The sequence below is a fragment of the Maribacter algae genome (genome assembly GCF_047345745.1).
Taxonomy (GTDB): domain Bacteria; phylum Bacteroidota; class Bacteroidia; order Flavobacteriales; family Flavobacteriaceae; genus Maribacter.
Genome location: NZ_JBLFES010000002.1, coordinates 875,824 through 901,523 on the forward strand (window position 1 = coordinate 875,824; position 25,700 = coordinate 901,523).

28 protein-coding genes are annotated in these 25,700 nt (G+C 38.6%); 6 read left to right on the forward strand and 22 right to left on the reverse strand.

Translation table 11 applies throughout. The features are described 5' to 3' along the window. Window position 1: 1 nt before the first annotated feature. From hisF to ACKWBX_RS11225, 21 genes are all read right to left on the reverse strand, one after another. The gene (gene hisF, locus ACKWBX_RS11125) at window positions 2-757 is read right to left on the reverse strand and encodes an imidazole glycerol phosphate synthase subunit HisF (protein ID WP_413968756.1); all 756 of its coding nucleotides are present in this window, start codon (window positions 755-757) and stop codon (window positions 2-4) included. 70 nt (window positions 758-827) lie between these two features. After that, window positions 828-1,181 (reverse strand): four helix bundle protein, encoded by a 354-nt coding sequence (locus tag ACKWBX_RS11130; protein WP_413968757.1) that lies wholly within the window; start codon window positions 1,179-1,181, stop codon window positions 828-830. 82 nt (window positions 1,182-1,263) lie between these two features. Next, entirely contained in the window at window positions 1,264-1,773 is a 510-nt protein-coding gene (locus ACKWBX_RS11135; protein WP_413968758.1) for a DinB family protein, read from the reverse strand. A gap of 2 nt (window positions 1,774-1,775) precedes the next feature. Further along, a complete protein-coding gene (hisA, locus tag ACKWBX_RS11140; protein ID WP_413968759.1) occupies window positions 1,776-2,525 on the reverse strand; it encodes a 1-(5-phosphoribosyl)-5-[(5-phosphoribosylamino)methylideneamino]imidazole-4-carboxamide isomerase in 750 nt (249 codons plus the stop codon). A 46-nt stretch (window positions 2,526-2,571) separates the two neighbouring features. Beyond that, window positions 2,572-2,934 (reverse strand): four helix bundle protein, encoded by a 363-nt coding sequence (locus ACKWBX_RS11145; RefSeq protein ID WP_413968760.1) that lies wholly within the window; start codon window positions 2,932-2,934, stop codon window positions 2,572-2,574. A 22-nt stretch (window positions 2,935-2,956) separates the two neighbouring features. Beyond that, on the reverse strand, window positions 2,957-3,604 hold the full coding sequence (hisH, locus tag ACKWBX_RS11150; RefSeq protein ID WP_413968761.1) for an imidazole glycerol phosphate synthase subunit HisH: 648 nt from the start codon (window positions 3,602-3,604) through the stop codon (window positions 2,957-2,959). Between the two features lie 42 nt (window positions 3,605-3,646). Further along, window positions 3,647-4,786, reverse strand: a complete 1,140-nt coding sequence (hisB, locus tag ACKWBX_RS11155) for a bifunctional histidinol-phosphatase/imidazoleglycerol-phosphate dehydratase HisB (protein WP_413968762.1) — start codon at window positions 4,784-4,786, stop codon at window positions 3,647-3,649. After that, entirely contained in the window at window positions 4,779-5,828 is a 1,050-nt protein-coding gene (gene hisC / locus ACKWBX_RS11160) for a histidinol-phosphate transaminase (RefSeq protein ID WP_413968763.1), read from the reverse strand. Before hisC ends, hisB begins: the two co-directional genes overlap by 8 nt. A gap of 5 nt (window positions 5,829-5,833) precedes the next feature. Then, a complete protein-coding gene (gene hisD, locus ACKWBX_RS11165) occupies window positions 5,834-7,150 on the reverse strand; it encodes a histidinol dehydrogenase (protein WP_413968764.1) in 1,317 nt (438 codons plus the stop codon). A 91-nt stretch (window positions 7,151-7,241) separates the two neighbouring features. Further along, the gene (gene hisG, locus ACKWBX_RS11170) at window positions 7,242-8,099 is read right to left on the reverse strand and encodes an ATP phosphoribosyltransferase (protein WP_413968765.1); all 858 of its coding nucleotides are present in this window, start codon (window positions 8,097-8,099) and stop codon (window positions 7,242-7,244) included. Between the two features lie 197 nt (window positions 8,100-8,296). Then, window positions 8,297-9,112, reverse strand: a complete 816-nt coding sequence (locus ACKWBX_RS11175) for a prohibitin family protein (RefSeq protein ID WP_413968766.1) — start codon at window positions 9,110-9,112, stop codon at window positions 8,297-8,299. 12 nt (window positions 9,113-9,124) lie between these two features. Further along, window positions 9,125-11,152 (reverse strand): vWA domain-containing protein, encoded by a 2,028-nt coding sequence (locus tag ACKWBX_RS11180; protein ID WP_413968767.1) that lies wholly within the window; start codon window positions 11,150-11,152, stop codon window positions 9,125-9,127. 124 nt (window positions 11,153-11,276) lie between these two features. Next, entirely contained in the window at window positions 11,277-11,591 is a 315-nt protein-coding gene (locus ACKWBX_RS11185) for a YbjQ family protein (protein ID WP_413968768.1), read from the reverse strand. Window positions 11,592-11,608: 17 nt separating this feature from the next. Next, window positions 11,609-12,358: a 3-oxoacyl-[acyl-carrier-protein] reductase gene (gene fabG, locus ACKWBX_RS11190; RefSeq protein ID WP_413968769.1), complete on the reverse strand. Its 750-nt coding sequence runs from the start codon at window positions 12,356-12,358 to the stop codon at window positions 11,609-11,611. 103 nt (window positions 12,359-12,461) lie between these two features. Continuing rightward, a complete protein-coding gene (gene sucD, locus ACKWBX_RS11195) occupies window positions 12,462-13,334 on the reverse strand; it encodes a succinate--CoA ligase subunit alpha (RefSeq protein WP_413968770.1) in 873 nt (290 codons plus the stop codon). 70 nt (window positions 13,335-13,404) lie between these two features. Further along, the gene (locus ACKWBX_RS11200) at window positions 13,405-14,340 is read right to left on the reverse strand and encodes a UDP-3-O-(3-hydroxymyristoyl)glucosamine N-acyltransferase (RefSeq protein ID WP_413968771.1); all 936 of its coding nucleotides are present in this window, start codon (window positions 14,338-14,340) and stop codon (window positions 13,405-13,407) included. Between the two features lie 90 nt (window positions 14,341-14,430). After that, window positions 14,431-14,997, reverse strand: coding sequence for an elongation factor P (efp, locus tag ACKWBX_RS11205; protein WP_413968772.1), 567 nt, complete (start codon window positions 14,995-14,997; stop codon window positions 14,431-14,433). Between the two features lie 40 nt (window positions 14,998-15,037). Beyond that, window positions 15,038-15,823: an acyl-ACP--UDP-N-acetylglucosamine O-acyltransferase gene (gene lpxA / locus ACKWBX_RS11210; protein WP_413968773.1), complete on the reverse strand. Its 786-nt coding sequence runs from the start codon at window positions 15,821-15,823 to the stop codon at window positions 15,038-15,040. Window positions 15,824-15,827: 4 nt separating this feature from the next. After that, complete coding sequence (locus ACKWBX_RS11215; protein ID WP_413968774.1) at window positions 15,828-17,234, reverse strand: bifunctional UDP-3-O-[3-hydroxymyristoyl] N-acetylglucosamine deacetylase/3-hydroxyacyl-ACP dehydratase; 1,407 nt, start codon at window positions 17,232-17,234, stop codon at window positions 15,828-15,830. Between the two features lie 2 nt (window positions 17,235-17,236). Further along, entirely contained in the window at window positions 17,237-18,253 is a 1,017-nt protein-coding gene (gene lpxD / locus ACKWBX_RS11220; RefSeq protein ID WP_413968775.1) for a UDP-3-O-(3-hydroxymyristoyl)glucosamine N-acyltransferase, read from the reverse strand. Between the two features lie 23 nt (window positions 18,254-18,276). After that, window positions 18,277-19,506 (reverse strand): HD domain-containing protein, encoded by a 1,230-nt coding sequence (locus ACKWBX_RS11225; protein ID WP_413968878.1) that lies wholly within the window; start codon window positions 19,504-19,506, stop codon window positions 18,277-18,279. 115 nt (window positions 19,507-19,621) lie between these two features. Here ACKWBX_RS11225 and porX point away from each other — a divergent pair, with 115 nt between their 5' ends. The 6 genes from porX (at window position 19,622) to ACKWBX_RS11255 (ending at window position 24,511) form a co-directional block, all read left to right on the forward strand. Continuing rightward, complete coding sequence (gene porX / locus ACKWBX_RS11230) at window positions 19,622-21,166, forward strand: T9SS response regulator signal transducer PorX (RefSeq protein ID WP_413968776.1); 1,545 nt, start codon at window positions 19,622-19,624, stop codon at window positions 21,164-21,166. 68 nt (window positions 21,167-21,234) lie between these two features. Further along, a complete protein-coding gene (tsaE, locus tag ACKWBX_RS11235) occupies window positions 21,235-21,645 on the forward strand; it encodes a tRNA (adenosine(37)-N6)-threonylcarbamoyltransferase complex ATPase subunit type 1 TsaE (RefSeq protein ID WP_413968777.1) in 411 nt (136 codons plus the stop codon). Between the two features lie 205 nt (window positions 21,646-21,850). Beyond that, complete coding sequence (locus ACKWBX_RS11240) at window positions 21,851-21,982, forward strand: hypothetical protein (protein WP_413968778.1); 132 nt, start codon at window positions 21,851-21,853, stop codon at window positions 21,980-21,982. A gap of 103 nt (window positions 21,983-22,085) precedes the next feature. Continuing rightward, entirely contained in the window at window positions 22,086-22,745 is a 660-nt protein-coding gene (locus tag ACKWBX_RS11245) for a hypothetical protein (RefSeq protein WP_413968779.1), read from the forward strand. Between the two features lie 104 nt (window positions 22,746-22,849). After that, entirely contained in the window at window positions 22,850-24,049 is a 1,200-nt protein-coding gene (locus ACKWBX_RS11250; protein ID WP_413968780.1) for an alanine dehydrogenase, read from the forward strand. A gap of 75 nt (window positions 24,050-24,124) precedes the next feature. Next, window positions 24,125-24,511 carry a DUF4258 domain-containing protein gene (locus ACKWBX_RS11255; protein ID WP_413968781.1) on the forward strand — a complete coding sequence of 129 codons (387 nt, stop codon included), beginning with the start codon at window positions 24,125-24,127 and terminating at the stop codon, window positions 24,509-24,511. Here ACKWBX_RS11255 and ACKWBX_RS11260 read toward each other — a convergent pair. Next, a complete protein-coding gene (locus ACKWBX_RS11260; RefSeq protein ID WP_413968782.1) occupies window positions 24,508-25,674 on the reverse strand; it encodes a proline dehydrogenase family protein in 1,167 nt (388 codons plus the stop codon). The two genes, ACKWBX_RS11255 and ACKWBX_RS11260, sit on opposite strands and share 4 nt — an antisense overlap. Between the last annotated feature and the right edge of the window lie 26 nt (window positions 25,675-25,700).

A 25,700-nucleotide genomic window follows, 5' to 3' on the forward strand; every position in this document is an offset into this window, starting at 1 on the left:
ACTAGATTCTTACCGGGATTTTGGCCTGTTCCAATTCTTCTTTTAAATCTTTTATAGCAATCTCTTTAAAATGAAAAACACTGGCAGCCAATGCCGCATCCGCTTTTCCATATGTAAACGTATCCGTAAAATGTTGTATGTTTCCTGCCCCACCGGAGGCAATTATCGGAATATTAAGTTCATCCGATAATCGTGCAAGTGCGGCATTGGCAAATCCGTCTTTGGTGCCGTCATGATCCATAGAGGTAAACAAAATTTCTCCTGCCCCACGTTCCTCTGCTTCTTTGGCCCACTCGAACAAGTTCAGTTCGGTCGGAACCTTGCCCCCGACCAAATGAACGATCCATTCTCCCTTAATATTTTTTGCATCGATTGCCACAACGACACATTGAGAACCAAATTTGGCAGCTAAATCATTGATAAGCTGCGGATTCTTAACGGCAGATGAATTAATAGACACTTTATCCGCCCCGTTTTGTAAAAGGATATCTACATCTTCAACCGATGATATTCCACCGCCTACCGTAAAAGGAATATTTACTTTTTCCGCTACACGATACACTAGATTGGCCAGCGTTTTCCGTTTTTGTTCCGTAGCCGAGATATCTAGAAAGACTAGTTCATCAGCTCCTTCTCGACTATATATTTCAGCAAGTTCTACAGGGTCACCCGCATCACGCAAATCCACAAAGTTTACACCTTTCACGGTGCGTCCGTCCATAATATCCAAACAAGGGATGATTCTCTTCGCTAACATATTTTTAGATACGAAATTTGAGGTTCAAAATACGAGAAATTCAAAAGTTTAAAATATTTTATGAATAGAATCATTTTCTCTGATTCTTTCTAGCAGTTTTAATCGATGCTACGGTTATTGCCAATAACTCTTCCCCTTCTTTTTTCAATCGTTTCATCTCTTCATGATTTATATTCAACACTTCTAAAAATAATTCGAGCCAATAAATTGTTTCGTCCGCCTCTTCCTCTACAATTTTAAGCTTATTGATAAAATCCGCCGTAGATTTAGCCCTTTGAGATGCTCTAAAATTTGCTCCAACGGAGCTAGAACAACGAATAAGCTGTCTTGCCCAAGCATCAAACTCTCTTGATTTTGGAATTATGGAACAAAGCTGCCAACAATCAACGGCAAATGTCTTCGTCCTTAATTTCAAATCTTGCATTCTTAATTACTTATGGTATAAAACTTTGAATCTCGTATTTTGTACCTCTAACTTTTTCACTATGTACTAAATACTTAATTTATTACTCATTCTTAATTTTCAAGTCCACACCTTTATAAAATCCTAAATCTTTATTCTTTAATTGCTTGGTCCAAAACGCAATTTGACCTGTGTGATATGAATAATGCTCTACCGCATGTAAAATAACACCTATTCCCGAGAAATAAAATCCTTGAACATTTCTTTTTCTTAGCAATTGCTTCATAGAAGCATCATTGATAGCACGTTTTGCCTCATCTACCGTTTCCTTCAATTTCTTTAGAAGTACTTTCTTGGGAAAATACTGTTGCGTAGCAAATTCGCTGTCCCGGTCACGAGTGTCCTCTTTCTCTCCCAAAGAAGAAATTACATATTGCGTTATATTTCCGCACAAATGCAAAATCAAATTACCAACACTATTTAAAGTCTCATTGGGTCGCTTCCATAGCTCTTCATTAGAAAGCTGCTCCAATGAAATACCGTTCATACGCGTGCTTTCATCTAAGCGATATAAAGCATTTTGAACAAATTCTTCCCTAAATTTCTCTTCCATGGTCAATTAGATAAGATATAATTTTCCAATTGTTTAAGACTGATTCTATTTTCATAAATTGCTTTACCGATGATAGCGCCTTCACAACCTATTTCTGAAAGTCTCGGCAACTCATTAAAAGTAGATATTCCTCCTGAAGCAATGAGTTTCAATTGCTTTTTGACTTCATTTGAATTATAGGACAAGTCATTGATTATCTTTTCGTACAAATTAAAAGAAGGTCCTTGAAGCATACCATCTTTACTGATATCCGTGCAAATTACATATTGAATTCCCTCCGTTTGATAAGACCGAATGAAAGGCAGCAATTCCTCATTGGATTCTTCTTGCCATCCGGAAACTGCAACTTTTTCGTCCATCGCATCGGCTCCCAAAATAATTTTATCGGCACCATACGTGCGTATCCAATTTGTAAAGGTTGCTTTGTCCTTCACCGCAATACTCCCGCCTGTTATTTGGTTAGCACCGTTTTCAAAAGCAATTCGTAAATCATCATTCGTTTTTAATCCGCCTCCAAAATCGATTTTTAAATTTGTTTTTGTGGCTATTTGTTCCAAAATTTTATGATTGACGATATGTTTGGATTTTGCACCATCCAAATCTACCAAATGTAAATACTGAATCCCATGGTCCTCAAATTCTTTAGCTACTTCCAATGGGTTTTCGTTATAGATTTTCTTGGTATTGTAGTCGCCCTTGGAAAGACGTACACATTTACTGTCTATAATATCGATTGCGGGGATGATTCTCATACAATTAAATTAGAGATATGAAATTAGAAATACGAAAGCCAAATATTCACTTCCTTCCATTGTCAATTCTTTTTCTTGCTGTATTAATTGAAGCAACTACAATAGATAGGAGCTCATTTCCTTCTTTGTGCAGTCTTAGCAACTCCTCTTTTTTAGAATTCTGAATTTCTAGGAACATTTCAATCCAATACATGCTTTCATCACATTCCTCCTCAACAATTTTTAATTTGTTTATGAAGTCTTTGTCAGATTTGCTACGTTGTGAAGCTCTAAAATTAGCGCCAACAGAACTTGAACTTCTAATTAATTGATTTACAAAAGCGTTGTATTCTCTAGATTTTGGAAGCGTCGCACACAAATGCCAACAATCCAAGGCAAATCTTTGAGTTCTTTTTTTCAAATCTCTCATTTCTATTTTCTAGTTTCGTATTTCATGACATTCCTAAAAAATTCCTCAAAATCCGTTCTCCTACTTCACCACTCTTCTCTGGATGAAACTGGGTGCCGTAGAAGTTATCTTTTTGTAATGCCGCACTATATTCCAAATCATAAAAACACGTAGCTATGGTTTCGTTGCATTTTGGAGCATAGAAGCTATGTACCAAGTAGATATAGTCTTCTGCTATGTTATCAAACAATGCTGATTTTAGATTTTCAATTTTATTCCAACCAATTTGTGGAACTTTAACTTGTTTAGAGAATTTAACTACATCCACATCAAAAATTCCTAGTCCTTTAGTAGCTCCTTCTTCAGAGGAGTTGCACATCAATTGCATACCTAAACAAATGCCCAAGACCGGCTGCTTTAATTCTGGAATAATTTCATCCAATCCGCTATCCTCTAGTTTTTGCATCGCGCTACTGGCCTCTCCCACTCCTGGAAAAATAACTTTATCCGCCTTGCGTATTTCATCCGGGTCTCTGGACAAAACGGCTTCATGACCCAAACGCTGAATCGCAAATTTGATGCTCTGAATATTCCCTGCACCGTAATCTATAATAACGATATTGGCCCCCTCTAACTCCCCCAAAGAGGGAGAACTCTTACTCGGGCGAATATTTTTATTTTCTTTAATCATACGATTATACTAACTGAATGAATTTCCACTTTCTGAAGAAAACTATAGCACTCCCTTCGTCGATGGTAAAACCATCTTTTCAACATCTCTTTTAACGGCCATTTTTATACTCTTTGCAAAAGCTTTAAAAATAGCTTCTATTTTGTGATGCTCATTGGTGCCTTCCGCTTTTACGTTCAAATTGGCCTTAGCGCCATCGGTAAACGATTTAAAAAAGTGGTGAAACATTTCTGTAGGCATATCACCGACCATTTCCCTTTTAAAATCCGCATCCCATACCAGCCAATTACGACCGCCAAAATCTATGGCTACCTGTGCCAAACAATCGTCCATGGGAAGGCAAAAACCATAGCGCTCAATCCCTAATTTATTTCCCAAAGCATTGTGAAAAATTTCTCCTAGCGCAATACCAGTATCTTCTATTGTGTGGTGTTCGTCCACTTCCAGATCGCCATCTACTTTAATCTCTAAATCCATCTGGCCGTGACGCGCCAGTTGGTCCAGCATATGGTCAAAAAACGCCAGACCCGTTTTAATATCGCTTTTACCGGTACCATCAAGATTTAGTTTGATAAAAATATTAGTCTCATTTGTTTTTCGGGTGATTTCGGCCGTTCTCTCCTCCAGTTTTAAAAACTCATATATCTTTTCCCAATCATTATTTTCCAACGCAATAACCGGGTCTAGTTCCTCCCTTTTCACAGTAATCTCCCCCGTACCCAAGTGGGTGTCATCATTGATAAAAATACCTTTGGCCCCAAGGTTTTTGGCGAGTTCTATATCGGTTAGCCTATCCCCAATGACAAAAGAATTGGCAAGGTCATATTCCTCTGAAAAAAAATCAGTTAATAAGCCTGTGCCCGGTTTGCGGGTATCGGCATTGTCAGCAGGAAAAGTTCTATCCAGAAACACCTTCTCAAAAGTTACCCCCTCATTTTCAAAGGATTTCAAGATGAAATTGTGAACAGGCCAAAAAGTTTCCTCTGGAAAAGCAGTTGTTCCCAAACCGTCTTGATTGGTAATCATAACCAGTTCATAATCCAGTTCTTTGGCAATTTTTCCAAGAAAAGTAAAAGCCTTGGGATAAAAAATCATTTTTTCAAACGCATCGATCTGTTCGTCAACGGTCTCTTTGATGATGGTCCCGTCCCTATCAATAAAAAGGACTTTCTTTTTATTCATTTGTCATATCTTTTAAAGCTTGTATCAATTTCTTATTTTCATTTACCGTTCCAACGGTAAAGCGGAGCGTATTTTCACATAGTGGTTGTGTAGTTCTGTTACGTATCACGATTCCTTTATCAATGAGCTGATGATATCTTTTTGTGGCATCATCTACTTTAGCCAGAATAAAATTAGCATCGGATTTATAAATCGATTTAACAAAATCAATTTCAGATAAAACAGCATTCAATTTTGACCTTTCGTTTACTATTTTGGAAACTTCAGATTGTACCTTCTCCTTATCCAGAATTCGTCCCAGTGCTTTTTGTTGGGTCAATTCGTTGACGTTGTACGGAGGTTTTATTTTGTTTAAGATGGAAATGATTTCTTTTGAAGCTATACAAATTCCTAATCGAATCCCGGCCATTCCGTAAGCCTTGGAAAGGGTTTGCGTAACCACCAAATTTGAAAATTCCGATATTCTGGACACCCAACTTTCTTGAGCTGAAAAGTCGATATACGCTTCATCTATCACCACCAAACCTTTAAACCGGTTCAGCAAACCTTCAATAATTTGTGTAGAAATGCTGTTTCCCGTGGGATTGTTGGGGGAACAAATAAATACTATTTTAGAATTAGCGTCAATTTCGTGTAAAACAGCATCCATGTTTGGCTGAAAAGCTTCGGTGAGTAAAACTTCCTTATTTTCAATATTATTGATTTCCGAAAGTACCTTGTACATCCCGTATGTTGGGGGCAACGAAATAATATTATCCACTTTTGGCTCACAAAAAGCACGGAACAATAAGTCCAAAACTTCATCGCTACCATTCCCCAAGAGTATATTATCGGATGAAATCCCTTTTTGTGCTGCTAAAACAGCCTTTAGGTTTCGTTGTTGTGGATCTGGATAACGATTCACGCCGTTTTCAAACGGATTCTCGTTAGCATCTAAAAATATCATTTCAGAACCGTCCGATACATATTCATCACGCGCAGAGGAGTAAGGCTTTAAACCTTTAACATTGTCCCGGACTATATTTTCTAAATTGAACTTCATATCAATCATTTAGCATTCCCTTTTGGGGAGGGTTGGGAAGGGCTTAAACTTTTTAGTCTTAGTGTTACTGCATTTTTATGTGCTTGCAATCCTTCCGCCTCTGCCATGATTTCAATGGCATTTCCTATTTCTTTTATTCCAGCTTCGCTTATTTTTTGAAAAGTCATGCTCTTCATAAAACTATCCAAATTTACTCCGCTATATTGCTTTGCATAGCCATTGGTAGGCAAGGTATGATTGGTTCCCGAGGCATAATCCCCGGCACTTTCGGGAGTATAGTTTCCAATGAAAACAGACCCTGCATTCACTGTGTTTTTAATATAGAAATCTTCATTCTCAACACAAATAATGTAATGTTCCGGAGCATACTCATTAATAAGGTCTATGGCAACTTGATCATTCTCAACAAAAATCAACTTACTGTTTCCTATCGCTTTTTGGGCGATTTCCTTTCTTGGCAAATCCTCTATTTGCAGTGCCACTTCTTTTTCAACAGCATCAATCAAAGTTTTAGAGGTCGAAACCAAAATCACCTGACTATCCACACCGTGTTCCGCTTGACTCAATAAATCGGAGGCTACAAAAGCGGCATTCGCCGTATCATCTGCCGCAACGAGTAATTCACTAGGGCCTGCCGGCATATCAATGGCTACCCCGTGTTTTGTAGCAATCTGTTTGGCCACTGTAACAAATTGATTGCCAGGACCGAAAATTTTATACACTTGAGGAATACTTTCCGTGCCAAAAGTCATCCCCGCAATGGCCTGAATACCGCCTACTTTAAAAATTTTGGTGACACCGCAAAGATTAGCAGTATATAAAATAGCTGGATTTATGTTTCCTTGACTATCCGGAGGGGAACATAATATAATTTCCTGACAACCAGCAATATTAGCTGGGACCGCCAACATTAAAATAGTAGAAAATAATGGAGCGGTCCCACCCGGAATGTAAAGTCCCACCTTCTGAATAGGTCTTTTTTCTTGCCAACAGTGCACACCGTCTGTTGTCTCCACTTCCACGCTATCTGTTTTTTGGGCAACATGAAATTTTTCAATATTGGATTTCGCCAATTGGATAGCAGCCCTTAATTCCTCCGAAACAAGTTCATTGGCTTGCGCAATTTCATTATCGGAAACCATGAATATGTCCAAGGAAACACCATCAAATTTTTTTGTGTATTTGCGCAGTGTAAGGTCTCCATCTCGCTTCACTTCATCAAAAACAGTGTTGACCGTAGCTTCAATATCGGCCACTGTTTGGGTTGGCCTCTTTAGCACCACATCCCAATCTTCTCTCCGTGGACTATCTATTTTATTCATTTCTTTTAGTTGACAGTTTCATGTATAAATCTATTGTATCTCCCATCGCTTTATACTTTAACTCCTCCCCTTTGCGGAGGTCGGGAGGAGCTTATAATACCATTTTTTCGATAGGACAAACCAATATGCCTTCCGCACCTGCTTTTTTTAATTCATCAATAACATCCCAAAACTTATCTTTTTGTATTACGGTGTGTACCGAGCTCCAACCTTCTTCCGCCAACGGCAGAACAGTGGGGCTTCTCATTCCCGGCAGTAAGTGCAGTATTGACTTCAATTTATCGTCCGGGGCATTTAAAAGCACATATTTAGATTGTCTGGCCCGTAAAACCGACTGAATCCTAAACTGTAATTTTTTCAAAATCAGTTTTCTTTCTTCTGAAATTAATGGGGAAACCGCTAAAACAGCTTCGCTCTTTAGCATTATTTCTACTTCTTTCAAATTATTTTTGAACAGCGTACTGCCGCTAGAAACAATATCACAAATAGCATCGGCCAATCCTATATTCGGGGCAATCTCCACCGAACCACTAATAATGTGCAAATCTGCCTTTACCCCTTTTTCGTTCAGGTATTTTTGAACCGTGTTTGGATAAGACGTTGCAATACGCTTGCCTTCAAAGTCCTGTAATGAGCCATATTTCACAGATTTTGGAACAGCAAGGGAAACTTTGCACTTGGAAAACCCCAGTTTTTCGGCAATACTGATATCTTCTCCTTTCTCAATCAATACATTCTCGCCAATAATAGCAATATCCACTACTCCATCCCTTAGGTACTGAGGAATATCACCGTTTCTCAAATAAAAAACTTCCATGGGGAAGTTTCTGGAAGATGCCTTTAATTGGTCTTTGCCATTATCAATGGAAATTCCGCAGTCCTTTAAAATCTGTAAAGAGTCTTGATTCAACCGACCCGATTTTTGAATAGCAATTCTAATTTTTGTCATTTTTATTTCTTAATTCCGAACCATCAAAAAGATTCATTAAAAAACCCGTTTGATCGCTCAAACGGGTTTTACATATGTTGTACTACTACAAAACACTTTTACCTCGCCTGAGAGCCAGTATAAAAATGATGATGTGTAGTGTTGTTTTTCATGATGGAGTAAAATTATAACTTAATTTTTATACAAAAAAGTAAATATTAGTTATTTCCTAAAATTAAGGGTAATCCAGATTCGCCACCACCAACAACAATTACCTTGGTATTTGGAGATTCCGATAATTTTAAAGTGGCATCTATACCTTTGTCCTGTAAGATTTTATCTGTTAGGGAAGCACTTAAAATACGGTTGGCATCCGCTTTACCTTGTGCTTCAATAGTCACTTTCTCTGCTTCTTTTTTAGCAGTAACCAATCTAAACTCATATTCCAAAGATTCTTGTTCTTGCCTAAGTTTACGTTCAATAGCTTCTTTTATGGTAGGCGGTAGCGTAACGTCACGAACCAATATTTCGTTAAGTTGAATGTATTCATCGTCAACAATTTTTTTTGTTTCATCAAAGATTTCCGCCTGAATAGCATCCCTTTTACTGGAATACAATTGCTCTGGCGTATACCTACCCACAACTGAACGAGCAGCTGAACGTATGGTAGGTAATAACACCCGTTGAACATAGTCCTCTCCTTTTTCTTGATGTAATTTTCCTAAATCGTTGTATTTAGGTTGAAACCATGCCGAAGCATCCAATTTTATGTCCAGTCCATTGCTAGAAAGCACGTTCATTTTTTCAAATACTTCCTGTTGCCTTACTTCATAAACATAAACTTTGTTCCAAGGGGCAACAATATGAAATCCTTCGCCAAGCGGTGGCTCATCTGTAACTACACCTCCTCCAAAAGTCCTATATAATACTCCCGCCTCACCGGAACCAATGGTTACGGCCGATTTGGAAATTAAAATAACTAGTAAAATAATAATGAAAATTGCAGGTAACGCAATCTTAGGTAGTTTGTCCATTAGGTTCTGTTTTTAAATTAATCCGTTATATTTTCTGATGAACCATTCCGTTGCAAAGGCAAAAGCGATTATGGCCAACAGTATACTGTAATCTATTAAAGATACGACATTTTCAAAGCTTTTTTGGGTAGGAATATATACGTCGTTGGTAACTAATTCCTCTAAAAGGGAATCTGACTGTGTTTCAAAATAATGTTTTCCACCAGTATTGGCGGCCAATAATTGCATCTTCCTATAATTGCTGGATACAAACTGCTTTTCCATATCAAAATCTGAAATAACGAAACTCCCCGATTCCGAATAATTTTCATTGGCCACTGTGACCTTAAAAGAATAATTGCCCGGTGAAAAATTGGTCAAATCTGCTTCGAAAAAACCATTTTTCAATAACATAGGTAAACTTGTGGTCTTTCCTGTTTCATTTTCCGTTACTTGGATAACAATACTTGCGTTCGGATCAAAAATATAAGCCTCGTCAAAATACGTTGCCGTAATTATGGCCTCGTTACTGCTTGTATAATTCTTGTTATAAACTACATTCAATCTATTTTTTGCCTTGTCACTGCTCAAATAGCGTACAAGTTTTCCCATAAATTCATCAAAGTTGGAAAAATCGCCATTATTTCTAAAAGATTGTATTCTCCATTTCCAAATACCTTCTCCAACCAACAATGCCTTACGCTGAGCATTGTCATCAAAAACGGTGAGTAGGGGTGTATTCATGTTCTGCCCCTTTATTTCCGTACCCAATAGCGGTTCGTTCTGCTGTTCAAAGCCTATAGGTCCGGCATCGCTGATGAGTGGTGGAAAATCGGTAATATCAAAATTGGCGATATCAAACTTTGTAAACCCATTATAGAGCGTAGCAATAACTTCTTGTTTTGGGTATCCATCCTCTATATCGAAATCGAGCTGATTTCTATTTAGAAAATTAAAATCGCTATTGGGTCCGGCAATAATAATATAATTTGATTTTTTCTTTTTGATAAAATCGAAAATCGAATTAAAAATCGATGTAGGCTGATACAAAATGAACAAATCGATTTCTTCTAGCTGTTGGGAGCTTATATTTGGTTTTAAAATCCGTACAGCTCTTTGTTCGTTACTTTCAATGGATTTTTTAATGGCACCCAAATCCGGATGGACCATATCACTTATCAAACCGATATTCGTCTTTTCATCAATGACCTCTACAACAGTTTTTCGTGAATTGTTTATGATGTTTTTTTCCGATGCAATAGGTCTGACGGATACTTGTATATTTTTGATTCCTGTAGTGTTCGCATCAATTTTTGTGTTAATACTTTTCAGGGTATTTGTATTAGACAAATCAATATGTTCCGTGTAGACCGATTTACCATTGACAGATACGGAAACATTTGCGGTTACCTGACCATTGCCCTGATATACTACATAAGTTTCCAACGGGTATTTGTTCTTCAAAAAGGCATACCTGTTTACGTTGATGGGCCCAATACTTAAGTCTTCAAATTGGGTGGTATCACCAACGGTAACAGGATAAACGGTAAAATTATCCTTTACTTTTTTAAAAGTATAGTCCTGCCCTATGGTCTGGTTACCGTCCGAAAATAGTATAACAGCCGTATTTTCCTTCGAATAAACCTCTTCCAATAAATCAATGGATTCACTTATATTCGTTTGCCTTTCTTGAAACGAAAGGCTATCCAACGTTTCTAGCTGCTCTCCAAACCGATATGTTTTAACTTTGAACCGATTTTGAATGTCCGTATCAGCGGACAAATCATTCAGAACTCCTTGTAATAATGATTTGTTGTTCGCCACCGAAGATGAATTATCCACCAAAACCGCCAAATTGGGCTTTTCTAACCGATAACTCGTTTTTTTAAACTTGGGATTAATCAGAAGCAACAATAGTCCAAAAACACCGATAAATCTTAGAAAGGAAAGGAAAAGGTTTTGTCTTGAATTCTTTTTAACCTTAAAATGATATTGCAGTATGACTACCACCAATGCCGCTACTCCGGCTAAAATTATAAGTAGTATTGTTTTTGTTTGCATCAATAATTTCGCTTCTCGAAATCTTCATTCTTTTTATCCACTATTCTTTTGAATATGAAATAAACCAGAATAATAAATAACCCCCCATATACCAACATCATCAATATAACGGGAACGTATTTCATTATTTTAGTTTTACGGCCGTACCGTACGCCAACATTTCCGCAGCACCTTGCATAACTTGTGAAGTATTGAACCTTACGTTAACTACGGCATCGGCACCTAATCGCTTTGCGTCATCCAGCATTCTTTTGATGGCCTGCTCCCTTGCTTGGGCCAATAACTCTGTGTATTCCGAAATTTCTCCGCCGACCAGATTTTTAAGTCCGGCAAAAACATCCCTGCCAATATTCCTGGCCCGTACCGTGCTTCCCCTTACGGTTCCCAAGGATTCCGTAATTTCCTTTCCGGTAATCTGTTGCGTGGTAACGAAAATCATAATTGGTATATATTTGATTAGGTAAGCATGCCACCGTCCACATTAAGTACTTGCCCTGTGACATAGGCCGATAGATCAGAGGCAAAATATAAGCATGCGTTTGCGATATCCTCGGGAGTTCCGCCTCTTTTTAAGGGAATTCCGTCTCTCCATCCCTGAACGATTTTCTCATCCAATTTATCCGTCATCTCCGTTTCTATGAAACCTGGCGCAACCGCATTACATCTAATGTTTCTGGAACCTAATTCCAACGCCACAGATTTCGTAAAACCGATCATACCGGCTTTTGACGCGGCATAATTGGTTTGACCGGCATTTCCTTTGACACCGACCACGCTACTCATATTAATGATAGAACCTTTCCTTTGCTTCAATAAGGTACGCTGAACAGCTTTTGTCATATTAAAAACCGACTTTAAATTGATGTCTATAACTGCGTCAAAATCAGCCTCAGACATGCGCATCAATAAATTATCTTTCGTGATACCGGCATTATTGATCAACACATCAATGACACCGTCAAAATCTTTTAAAACTTGCTGTACTAGAAGTTCCGCTTCCTCAAAATTAGCGGCGTTACTTTTGTAGGCCTTGGCTTTTACCCCCTTTTCATTTAACTCCTTTTCCAAAGCCAAAGCAGGAGCCTCACTGGAACTATAGGTAAAAGCAATATTAGCACCGTAATCCGCAAAGACCTGTGCAATACCCATTCCAATGCCACGGCTTGCTCCCGTAATAATTACGTTTTTTCCTTCTAACAGTTTCATATTCCTCTCAATTAGTTGGTTGCATCAAATATAAGTTTTGTTTTAGCTATTGGCTAAAAAAAATCCCGTGAAACACGGGATTTAGTATCTATTTAACAACTTGCTAAGCCATTACTTCTTTAACTTTTTTGCCTATTTCCGCAGGGGAATCCACAACGTTGATACCACATTCCCGCATAATTCTTTTCTTGGCCTGAGCGGTGTCATCACTGCCTCCAACAATGGCACCTGCATGCCCCATGGTCCTTCCCGCTGGAGCTGTTTCGCCTGCTATAAAACCTACAATTGGCTTTTTGCTACCACTGGCTTTGTACCATTGTGCCGCATCTGCCTCCAATTGCCCACCGATCTCTCCGATCATTACCACGCATTTGGTTTCTGGATCGTTTATCAATAGTTCCACAGCTTCTTTTGTAGTCGTTCCAATAATTGGGTCTCCTCCAATACCAATAGCAGTGGTAATACCCAACCCTTGACGTACTACTTGATCGGCGGCTTCATAAGTCAACGTTCCCGATTTTGAAACAATACCTACATTTCCTTTTTTGAACACGAACCCTGGCATAATGCCAACTTTAGCTTCTCCCGGGGTAATTACTCCAGGACAGTTAGGACCTACCAATCTACAATCTTTTCCTTTTATATAATTTGCGGCCTTTACCATATCTGCCACTGGAATACCCTCGGTAATGGTAATAATTACCTTTATTCCGGCATTGGCCGCCTCCATAATCGCATCTGCCGCGAATGCAGGTGGCACAAAAATAATGGTCGTATCCGCTCCAACTTTCGCTACAGCTTCTTCAACGGTGTTGAAAACAGGTTTCCCCAAATGCTCTTGTCCTCCTTTGCCCGGTGTAACGCCTCCAACGAGATTGGTACCATACTCGATCATCTGTTCAGCGTGAAAGGTACCTTCACTTCCCGTAAAACCTTGAACTATTATTTTGGAATCCTTGTTTACTAAAACACTCATGTTGTTGTCCGTTTATATTTTGTTGCACAAAAATATACGTTTGAGAATAAATTCTAAAGTATTCTCTCGCTTATTTATCTTCTAGTTTCTTTATGATTTCAGGAATCTTTTTGACGTAGGCCAATTGCTTCAGTTTTTCCCTTGACTCCTCTATTGGGGTTCCAAAATAGCTCTTACCGCCTTCAACAGACTTGGTGACCCCTGTTTGCCCCATTACTACCGCCTTTTTTCCAATGGTAATACCGCTGTTTGTTCCTACTTGGCCCCACAAAGTGACCTCATCTTCGATAATTACACAACCTGCAATTCCGGTCTGTGAGGCAATCAGGCACTTTTTACCGATTATCGTATCATGCCCAACATGTACCTGATTATCCAATTTGGTTCCTGCCCCAATAGTAGTATCACCCGTAACACCCTTATCTATGGTGCATAATGCACCAATATCTACACGGTCTTCCAATACTACGCGACCACCGGATAATAATTTATCAAAACCCTCAGGTCTATTTTTGTAATAAAAAGCATCTGCCCCCAATACCGATCCAGAATGAACCGTTACCCCATTTCCTAAAATGCAATTGTCATAAATGGCTACGTTGGCATGGATTACGCAATCATCACCGATTACCACATTATTACCAATAAATACATTTGGTTGGATAATAGTGTTTTTTCCGATTTTAGCGGATACTGCTATCGATTTATCCGAAGATTTAAAAGGTCTAAAATAATTGCTAAGGATATTAAAATCCCGAAAAGGATCATCTGAAATGAGCAAGGCTTTCCCTTCCGGACAAGCTACTTTTTTATTGATAAGCACAATAGTTGCAGCAGATTCGAGTGCTTTATCATAATACTTTGGATGGTCTACGAAAACAATATCACCTTTTTCCACTACATGAATCTCATTCATTCCCAACACTGGAAAATTAGCATCACCAACAAATTCAGCTTTAATAAGCTCTGAAATCTGCGCTAATGAAAATGCGGTCGGGAATTTCATGTATTACAAAAGAATTAAGTAAATCGTATTTTATAAAAAAGTACACAGTAGACCTGCTATTTATTACTTCTTGACTTTGTGCTTTTTAGCTTACTCCTTCACACGTTCCATATAGGAGGCACTAGAAGTATCTATTTTAATTTTGTCGCCTTCATTGATAAAAAGCGGTACGTTTACCTCGGCTCCAGTTTCCACCTTCGCAGGTTTTGTAGCGTTGGTAGCCGTGTTTCCTTTTACTCCCGGTTCGGTATAGGTCACCTCTAGAATAACACTGGCAGGCATATCTACGGATAACGGCATACTATCTTCCGTATTGAACATGATTTTTACCACTTCCCCTTCTTTTAAAAGCCCCGGAGCGTCCAATGAACTTTCCTGCAGGGTAATTTGATTATAGTCGTCCGTATTCATAAAATGATATGTCTCCCCCTCAGCATACAAAAATTGATAGGACCTTGTTTCCACCCTTACATCTTCAATTTTATGACCTGCGGAGAAGGTGTTGTCCAATACCTTTCCCGTGGAAACACTTTTTAATTTCGTTCTAACAAAAGCGGGACCTTTACCAGGTTTAACGTGTAAAAACTCTATTATTTTATAAATGTCATTATTATATCTGATGCACAATCCTTTTCGTATGTCTGATGTAGATGCCATATTGGAATTCTAATTAGTAGTAATTTGTTAAGTATTTGATTTAACTGTTGCTAAAATAGCCTTTCATGATCCCGCGTTGGGAATCTCGTATAAATTGAAGTATTTCATCCCTTTCTGGAGTTGCTTCCATCTCCGCTTCCAGAATTTGTACCGCTTGCGAATTATTGTAATTTTTTTGATAAAGGATTCTATAAATATTTTGAATTTCCCTGATTTTTTCCGATTCATATCCCCTTCTACGCAAGCCAACCGAATTAATCCCAACATAAGATAATGGTTCACGAGCGGCTTTTACATAAGGCGGAACATCTTTTCGAACCAAGGAACCACCAGTTACGAAAGCATGTTCTCCCACGGATACAAATTGATGCACAGCGACCAGACCGGCCAAAATTACATTATCCCCTATAGTCACATGACCCGCCAAGGTGGAGTTGTTTGAAAAGATACAATTGTTGCCTACCAAGCAATCATGTGCCACATGGCAATAGGCCATGATCAAACAATTTTTCCCGATTACCGTTTTCATGCGGTCCGAAGTCCCTTTGTGAATGGTAGCACACTCCCTAATGGTTGTTCCATTGCCTATCACAACGGTCGTATCCTCGCCCTCGTATTTTAAATCTTGTGGTGGGGCGGAAATAACGGCCCCCGGAAAAATATTACAATTTTTTCCGATTCTTGCGCCTTCCATTATGGTAACGTTGGAACCGATCCAAGTTCCATCACCAATAGTTACATTGTTGTGAATGGTAGTGAAAGGTTCAATAACAACGTTTTTGGCAATTTTAGCTCCGGGGTGAACGTAGGCAAGCGGTTGATTCATAGGACTATTCTTGTTTTGTTTTAACTATTTGCGCCATAAGTTCGGCCTCCGATACTAATTTACCGTTTGCATAAGCGTATGCTTGCATGTGACAAATTCCTCTTCGAATAGGAGAAATTAAAGTACACTTAAAGATTAAAGTATCTCCAGGTAAAACCTGTCTTTTAAATTTGACATTGTCCATTTTCATGAAAAATGTCAGGTAATTTTCAGGATCTGGCACAGTACTCAAAACCAAAATACCTCCAGTTTGTGCCATAGCTTCAACTTGCAAAACACCTGGCATCACGGGTGCCCCCGGAAAGTGACCTACAAAAAAGGGCTCGTTCATGGTCACGTTTTTCACGCCGACCACATGAGAATCCGATAGTTCCAGTATTTTATCTACCAACAAGAAAGGTGGTCTATGCGGAAGCATGTTCATGATTTGCGTAACATCCATTAACGGCGTTGCATGCAAATCATATTGAGGTACATTGTTCCTTTTTTCGGTCTTAATGATTTTGGCCAACTTTTTTGCAAACTGCGTATTTACAAAGTGTCCAGGCTTTGTGGCAATTACTTTTCCTTGAATTCTACTTCCTGCCAAGGCTAAATCACCTATTACATCCAATAATTTATGCCGTGCCGCTTCATTGGGCTGATGTAAGGTTAAGTTGTCCAAGATACCATTGGGTTTGACCGAAAGCTTTTTTTTATTGAACGCTTTTTCCAGTTTGCGCATCGTTGCTTCGGATATTTCCTTATCCACATAAACGATGGCATTGTTTAAATCGCCCCCTTTGATCAGGCCATTTTCTAAAAGCATTTCCAATTCGTGTAGAAAGCTAAAGGTTCGTGCATCTGCAATTTCGGACTTAAAATCAGAAAGGTGCTCCAAAGTAGCGTTTTGGGTGCCCAAGACCTTTGTACCGAAATCCACCATCGTAGTAACCTGATACTCTTCGGAAGGAATTACGGTAATCTCACTTCCGGTAGCTTCGTCCTTATAGGATATAACATCTTTCACCACATACACCTCGCGCATTGCTTCCTGTTCCACAATGCCCACTTTTTCCAAAGCTTCAATGAAGAATTTTGAAGAACCGTCCATAATAGGAGGTTCTGGAGAATCCAATTCGATTAAGGCATTATCAATCTCTAAACCGACCAAAGCGGCGAGAACATGCTCCGAAGTATGGATTTTGACCCCTCTCTTCTCTAAATTGGTCCCTCTTTGGGTGTTTACTACATAATTGGCATCCGCTTCTATGATAGGTTCTCCTTCAAGATCTACTCTTTTAAAAGCATACCCGTGATTTTCAGGGGCAGGTAAAAATTTTATGGTGACGTTTTCACCAGTATGCAAACCAACACCGGTAAGTGATACCTCCTTCGCGATGGTGCGTTGTTTATCAGTTGTTGTTTTCATCGTCAATCTTTATTTTCCAAGCTGTCGATCCTATTGATTATTTTGGGCAAATTTTTGAAGTGTACATAAGACTTGTTATAGTCGCCATAAGCCAGCGCAGGAGACCCTTGGAGTACCTCACCATCCTTTACATTACGTCCGATACCGGATTGTGCTTGGATCTTTACGTTATCGCCGATAACGATATGGCCAACAATACCCACTTGACCACCGATCATACAATGCCTCCCGATTTTAGTGGAACCCGCAATACCCGTTTGTGCAGCAATTACGGTATGTTCCCCAATTTCTACATTGTGCGCTATTTGTATTTGATTGTCCAGCTTCACCCCCTTCCTCAAAATAGTTGAACCAAGCGTAGCCCTGTCTATAGTAGTGCCGGCACCGACATCTACATTGTCCTCCAATATAACATTCCCGGTCTGTGGAACTTTTGTGAATTCCCCTTTTTCATTGGGCGTAAAACCAAATCCGTCCGCACCGATAATAACACCGCTATGTATCACGCAATTATTACCTATAATACTTTCGGAATAAATCTTGGCTCCCGCAAAAACGGTTACATTGTTGCCTATGGTAACGTTATCCCCTACATAAGCATTCGGATATATCTTAACGTTATTCCCTAAAACGACATTATTTCCTAAATAGGTGAATGCCCCTAAATAGAGATTTTCACCACAGGAAACCGAATCAGATTTAAAAACCGGTTCTTCAATCCCTGTTTTATTATTTTTCACCTGATTGTAATATTCCAATAATTTGGAGAAAGATTTGTAAGCATCCTCTACTTTTATCAAGGTAGTGGTAATATCTTGTTCGGGAACAAAATCCTTATTGACAATAGTAATAGAAGCTTTGGTTTTGTAGATGAAGGAAGTGTATTTTGGATTGGCCAAAAAAGTAAGGGAGCCTTTTTCTCCCTCCTCTATTTTTGCAAGTTTATGGACGGCAATCTCTGGATTTCCTTGTACTTCGCCCTCTAAAATACCTGCGATTTGCCCTGCTGTAAATACCATGAATGCAAAAGTAAGAAAAATAGTTAAACAGCTTCTTTAGGGTAGCAGATATAATATTTGGTAACCGTTTTGGAAAGGGCATCCAAACTCAGATGGTCGGAGAGCTTGGCAACATCTGTTATTTTACCGTTCTTTCGTAAGATATTTATGTTCTGGTTTTCTTTATTGTAGGCTTTGTTTTCAATTTTTCCCGAAAAAACAAAATAAGAGACCTCCTTATCGGTCAATTTATATTCTTTTTTCACCTTTTCCATTCTATTTTGCATTTTGGAAATATCAATCGGTTCTTTTTTAATCTTGATATGCAACAACCTCCGGTTAATGATCATTTTGCAAAGCTTGGACAATACAATGTCCTCGTGTTCCTGCCATTCCTTAATGGCCGACATGATATCCACATCATCCAGCTTTGAAAATAGTCTTAGGACGTTATCTCCAAAATTCTCCTTTTGAATGTTGTTCTCCAAAAAATATTGTAATGTGCTACTTGCTTTAATAGTGCTTCCTTCTCCTATTAAAAAACGGGCTCGCCTCAAAATATTGATGAGCAATTGTTCCGCCACAATACCCGTCTTGTGCAAATACACCTGCCAATACATAAAACGGCGGGCCAATAAAAACTTTTCCACCGAATAAATTCCCTTTTCCTCTACCACCAAATTACCGTCCACAACGTTCAACATGGTAATCAACCTTTCTGCATTGGTGTTCCCTTCCGCCACGCCGGTATAAAAACTATCTCTCTTGAGATAATCCAACCGATCCATATCCAATTGACTTGATACCAATTGATTTAAGAATTTTTTGGGATGGTTCCCGGTAAAAATGGCTATGGCAACCGTTAAACTCCCGTTAAAATAATCGTTCAGTTCTTCCATGAATTTCAAGGAAATATCCTCATGGCTAATGTTATTGACAATGCTGTGTTCCATGGCATGCGAGAAAGGACCGTGCCCAATATCGTGTAACAAAATAGCGGCCAACAGACCGTCTTCTTCCTCCTTGTTCAATTCAACACCCTTAAAACGAAGCGCTTGAATGGCCTTCTGCATTAAAAACATGCTGCCCAAAGCATGGTGAAAACGAGTGTGATGCGCACCGGGATATACCAAATAAGATAGTCCCATTTGGGAAATTCTTCTTAATCTTTGAAAATAAGGGTGGCCAATAAGGTCGAAAATCAAGGTATTGGGGATTCTAATAAATCCGTAAATTGGATCATTGAATATTTTGAGCTTGTTGGAAGATGCCAAGTTTTGATACGGTTTTGAGTAATCTTCCACAAAGTTAGACAAAACGCTTCGGTTTAAAAGGAAATAGAAATATTCCGATAGAGCGATTTTTTTTAAATCGATATAAAAAACTTTAATGAACAAAATAAAGATACTTTGGGTAGACGATGAAATAGATCTGTTGAAGCCCCACATTCTATTTTTAGAAGGAAAGAATTATGAGGTCATTACTTGCAAGAGCGGACAGGAAGCTTTGGATGAATTGGCCGATACTAGGGTAAATATCGTTTTCTTGGATGAAAATATGCCGGGTATTTCCGGCTTGGAAACACTAAATGAAATCAAGGTTCTGGATGCTTCGCTCCCAGTGGTCATGATTACTAAGAGCGAAGAGGAGTTTATTATGGAGGAAGCCATTGGCTCCAAAATAGCGGATTATTTGATCAAACCGGTCAATCCGAATCAAATATTGCTTTCGCTCAAAAAAAACCTTGACCATTCTCGACTTATTTCCGAAAAAACAACAAGTAATTACCAACAGGAGTTTCGAAAAATAGCGATGGACTTGTCCATGGTAAATTCATACGAAGAATGGGCGGAACTTTATAAAAAATTGATTTATTGGGAACTACAACTTGAAGAGATCGAGGACAGTGGCATGTTTGAAATCCTGGAATCACAAAAGGTAGAGGCCAATCAACAATTTAGCAAGTTTGTGGATAAAAATTATACAGATTGGTTTTCGGATATGGATGCACCCGTGATGTCGCACACCCTTTTTAAGGAATGGATTGCCCCGGAAATACAGGATAGTAAGACGTTATTGATCGTGGTGGACAACCTACGGTATGACCAATGGTATGCTTTTGAGGAAAGCGTAAGTGCTTTTTACAATAAACAAAAAGAGGAATCGTACTGTAGCATACTACCTACGGCAACGCAATACGCACGGAACGCTATTTTTTCAGGTTTGACTCCCTTGGATATGGAAAAAAAATATCCCGATTGGTGGAAAAACGATACGGATGAAGGCGGAAAGAATTTGTTCGAGGATAAGTTTTTGGAAGCCCAGTTGAAACGATTGGGGTTGGATATTAAATGGGAATATCATAAAATAAGTAGCTTAAAGCAAGGAAAACACCTTTCCCAAAACTTTAAATCGCAAAAAGACAATGATTTAACGGTCATCGTGTACAATTTTGTGGATATGTTGTCCCATTCTAAAACCGAAATGGAAGTCATTAAGGAATTGGCCTCCAATGACAAAGCCTACCGGTCGTTGACACAAAGCTGGTTCAAAAACTCGCCCATGCTGGAAATGATACAACAGGCACAATCTTTGGGAATGAAACTAATCATTACCACAGATCACGGTACTATTAATGTAAAGGGACCTTCAAAGGTAGTGGGCGACCGTGATACGAGTTTGAACCTACGCTATAAGACCGGAAGAAGCCTCACCTATGAGGACAATGATGTGTTGGCGGCAAGAAACCCCAAAAGCATTCATTTGCCCAGCATTAACATGAGTAGTTCCTATATTTTTGCAAAGAACGATTTATTCTTTGCCTACCCTAATAATTATAATCATTACGTAAGTTACTACCGAAATACCTATCAACACGGAGGGGTCTCGTTAGAGGAAATGATTATTCCGTTTGTGGTGTTGGAGCCTAAGTAAATATTTAATCGATAATGGAATTAATCTATTCTGAAGGTGTTGGAGCCTAAGTAAATATTTAATCGATAATGGAATTAATCTATTCTGAAAACGATTTGGAAATTATTTCCAAAAAAATCCTACAACATTCTACATCCAAAATATTGGCATTTTATGGTCCTGTGGGTGCGGGAAAGACAACTTTGATCAAAGCCTTAGTAAAATTATTGGGCAATAACGAGGAAACGCATAGTCCTACCTTTGGTATTGTGAATGAATACGAAGATACAACAGGAGCGCTATTGGCGTACCATTTTGATTTTTATCGCTTACATGATGAAATAGAGGCTTTGGACATGGGGATTGAGGACTATTTTAATACCGACGAATGGATTTTCATAGAATGGCCCGAAAAAATCCAAAGCTTACTTCCAGAAGAAACCCAGGCACTTACCCTAGAAGTTTTGGAAAACCAAAAACGAAAAATTTCCTTTAGTTAAATTTTAAAGAGGTAAGAATTCAGCTACGCATCGTTTTTGACTCGGTTTTATTGTATTTTTTTCGATGAAAAACCTAATTTTCGATGAAATGTAATTTTTTTGGGTTAAAATGTTCACTTTTAACGTTAAATAACATTTTATTTGTCGATTATTTCCTACTTTTGAAATACAAATCATTTTATTTAACTAAAAACCCCTATTAAAAATGAAAAACAAGAGAACATTTTTAGCATCTGTAGCTTTAGGAATTTTTTTATTCGCAATGGCTGCGCCCATTATCTCAATAGATAAAGGAGACATAAGTGTAAAAAAAATGAATTTAGGCAAAAGAATATAATTTTTATTACAGATTAATTATAAAAAGGGAAGTGTAATCTTCCCTTTTTTTTATAATTTTTTTTAAAATGAATCGTTAGCAATTAGTAATAGTGTTTTGACTAATGGTTTTGAAATCAAATAAAAATAAAGTAAGGATAAAGATTTACCTAGAATCTTTACTGGTTTTCTTTATAGCTATTTCGCCGTTCCTCTATAAATTATATGAATACTTACCAAGTAATTCAGATGGTACTATTTCAATTTTTGGAATGGTTTTTAGCGCAAATGGTTTTCCGGATACAGCAACTTATTTATGGTTTTTGACTAGTAAAATAATCCCTTTATATTTACTAATATTTTGGTTTTTAACATCTCGTAATTGGTGGTATCATATCATTATTATTCCCATCGCTATGTATGCATTCCAACTATTTGAAGTTATTTACGACTCTGATGATATAGTTGATACAAAAAATATATGGTGGTTACTTCCTGTTTGTATGATAGTCATTCCTATTGTTTATTTCATAAGAGTGAAATTATATGATAAACACGTCCATGGTATTGATTTGGAGGCCATGGATGCAGAATTACAGGAATTAAAACAAAAAATGGGTCCCGAGGAAACTTCATCTGGACTTTCGGATGATGATACCATTGAAAAAGAAACATATACAGATGAATCCCTTTCCGATAAAATTGACAGAAAATTATCTACCGAAAGCCTGGAACAAGGTTTAAAACAATTCTCGGAACGCCTAAAGGATTGGAAACATTCTTAATTTTCTGATTTCCCAATTATTCATTTACCCTTACCATCCCTTCAATTATTCGCTAAAAATTGTACATTTGAATTGACCCTTTTTTAGGTCAATGACAATCAATTATGGATCAACCTTCCTCTCCTTTTAGCAAACAGCAATTACTCCCTCAAGAAGAAACCCTTGAAATCCTGAAACAAAAGGGAGAACTTTTCATCGGCCTGCCCAAAGAAAATCAATATCAAGAAAAACGTATCTGTCTTACCCCAGATGCCGTAAATGCGATTACCGCTAACGGACATCGTATTTTAATAGAATCCGGAGCCGGGAAAGGAGCCAATTTCAGTGATATGGATTACACCAATGCCGGTGGGGAAATCACCAAGGATACAAAAAAGGTGTTTTCCTGTCCCTTATTATTAAAGGTGGAGCCTCCTACCCTATCCGAAATTGCGATGATCAATCCGCAGACCACTATAATTTCGGCGCTACAGATAAAAACACAGCATAGGGCCTATTTTGAAGAGTTGGCAAAAAAGAGGATTACGGCCATCGGTTTTGAATATATACGGGATGATGATGGTAAATTTCCCGCCGTGCGTTCCTTAAGCGAAATAGCCGGAATATCATCAATACTTATCGCGGCAGAGCTAATGGCGGCCAGTAACAAAGGAAACGGACTAATGTTCGGGAACATCAGCGGTGTTCCTCCTGTGGAAGTCGTTATCATCGGTGCGGGCACCGTTGGCGAATTTGCAGCTAGATCGGCCATTGGCCTCGGAGCCAACATTAAGATATTCGATAATTCCATTACCAAGCTTAGGAACATACAGACCAATCTAAAACAAACGGTCTATACCTCTACCATTCAACCCAAGAATCTATTAAAAGCATTGAAACGTTGTGATGTGGCCATCGGTGCCACTCGCGGGAAAGACCGTTCTCCCGTAGTGGTGAACAGCACCATGGTAGAACACATGAAAAAAGGGGCGGTTATTATAGACGTGAGTATAGATACCGGAGGTTGCTTTGAAACCAGCGAAATTACGGACCATAACAAACCCACTATAGAAAAATTTGGAGTCGTACACTATGGTGTGCCCAATATTCCTTCAAGATATCCAAAAACTTCCACGGTTTCCATTAGCAATATTTTTACGCCTTACCTTCTGAAAATTGGGGAAGACGGCGGCTTGGAAAATTCCCTACGATTTGACAAAGGTTTAAGAAACGGACTTTATATGTATCATGGCATTCTTACGAACAAGTCCGTTGGGGAATGGTTCGATCTGCAATATAGCGATATCAACTTCCTCATTTTTTAAACAAAGTTTAAGTGCCGCTTTTTTCTGTATGCTACACGAAAACAATAATTTTACATTCTCATTGAAATTAAATTGATGGTTGTTTTAAAACGCTTGGGTTTTTATTTGGTCGGGCTTTCCATAGGGATTGTATTCCTCACCTTTTTCTTTAAAAAAAAGTCCGATGAGACGGGGGTTTCCTTTTGTTATTTTCCAAATTGTAGAACTCTTAAGGATATCAGGTCCAAGCCATTTAATTACGCGGCCAACATCGAAGCGTTATTAGAAAATGGCAGCTTGGATACTATGGCCATAAAACTTTTTTTAACCGAAGGTTCTGTCGATTTTAGAAAAAGTGACACCAAAACAACACCATGTAAAACCTATATTATTAAGGGTGTACTTCAAGAAAAAGAAGCTGTTCTAAAAATTAAAAACTGCCCGGATAAAGCCCTATTGGAAAGCATATCCTATCCGAACTAAATTTTCCTACGCTCGCGTTCTTTTTTCAACAAGGATAGCTCCCTACTCGTTTGTCCGGCGACAGAGGTATTTTCTTCAGCTCTTCTGATCAAATAGGGCATGACATCCCTTACTGGACCAAAAGGCAAATATTTGGCCACATTATAGGCATTGGCTGCCAAATTAAAGGAAATATGATCACTCATCCCGTACAATTGCCCAAACCAAATACGCGCATCGCCCTTGTCTATTCCTTTTGTTTTCATCAACTCCATAAGTCTATAGCAGCTCTCCTCGTTATGCGTTCCCGAGAAAATGGAAATGACATCAAGATGCTTTACCATATAGGCTATCGTTGTGTCGAAATTTATGTCCGTTGCTTTTTTAGATTCGCATATGGGCGTAGGATAACCAAGTGCTTTGGCCCTATCGTTTTCTTTTTCCATGTAGGCACCGCGCACCACTTTTATTCCAATTTTGAAATTATTATGGACGGCTCTTTCGTGAAGCGCTCTTAGATAATCCAGTCGATCCCATCTATAGGTTTGGAGCGTATTGAAGACCACTGCCTTTTTGGTATTGTATTTTCGCATCATGTCTTCCACTAGATTATCGGCAGCATCCTGCATCCAGCTTTCTTCCCCATCGATCAATAGTGAAACATCAAGTTCAAAGGCTTTTTTACACACTTTATCAAATCGGTTCACTACACGCTGCCATTCGGCCGTCTCGGAGTCGGTCAGCTTTTTTCCTTCCCCAATTTTTTGATATAGCGCGAACCTTCCAAACCCGGTTGGTTTAAAAACGGCAAAAGGTATGGCTTCTTTCTCCTTTACAAAATCCAATATTTTAAGAATCATTTCCGTAGCATTGTCAAAAGGGTCTTCTTCATCCTTTCCCTCTACGGAATAGTCCAATACGGAACAAACTTTGCTTCCCCACATTTTTTCTACCACGGGTAGACAGTCCTCTTCGCTCACGCCACCGCAAAAATGGTCGAAAACGGTAGCGCGGATAAGACCTTCTACCGGCAAACGTGCCTTGATCGCAAAATTGGTCATTAAAGTACCCATTTTTACCAAGGGCTCATTGGCTATCATCTTGAACAGGAAATAGGCCCGTTCCAGTTCAGAATCGGTTTTTAAGGCAAAAGCGGTTGCGGTATTCTCAAAAATCTTATCCATTTACAACGTTTCTTATAGCCGTCAAA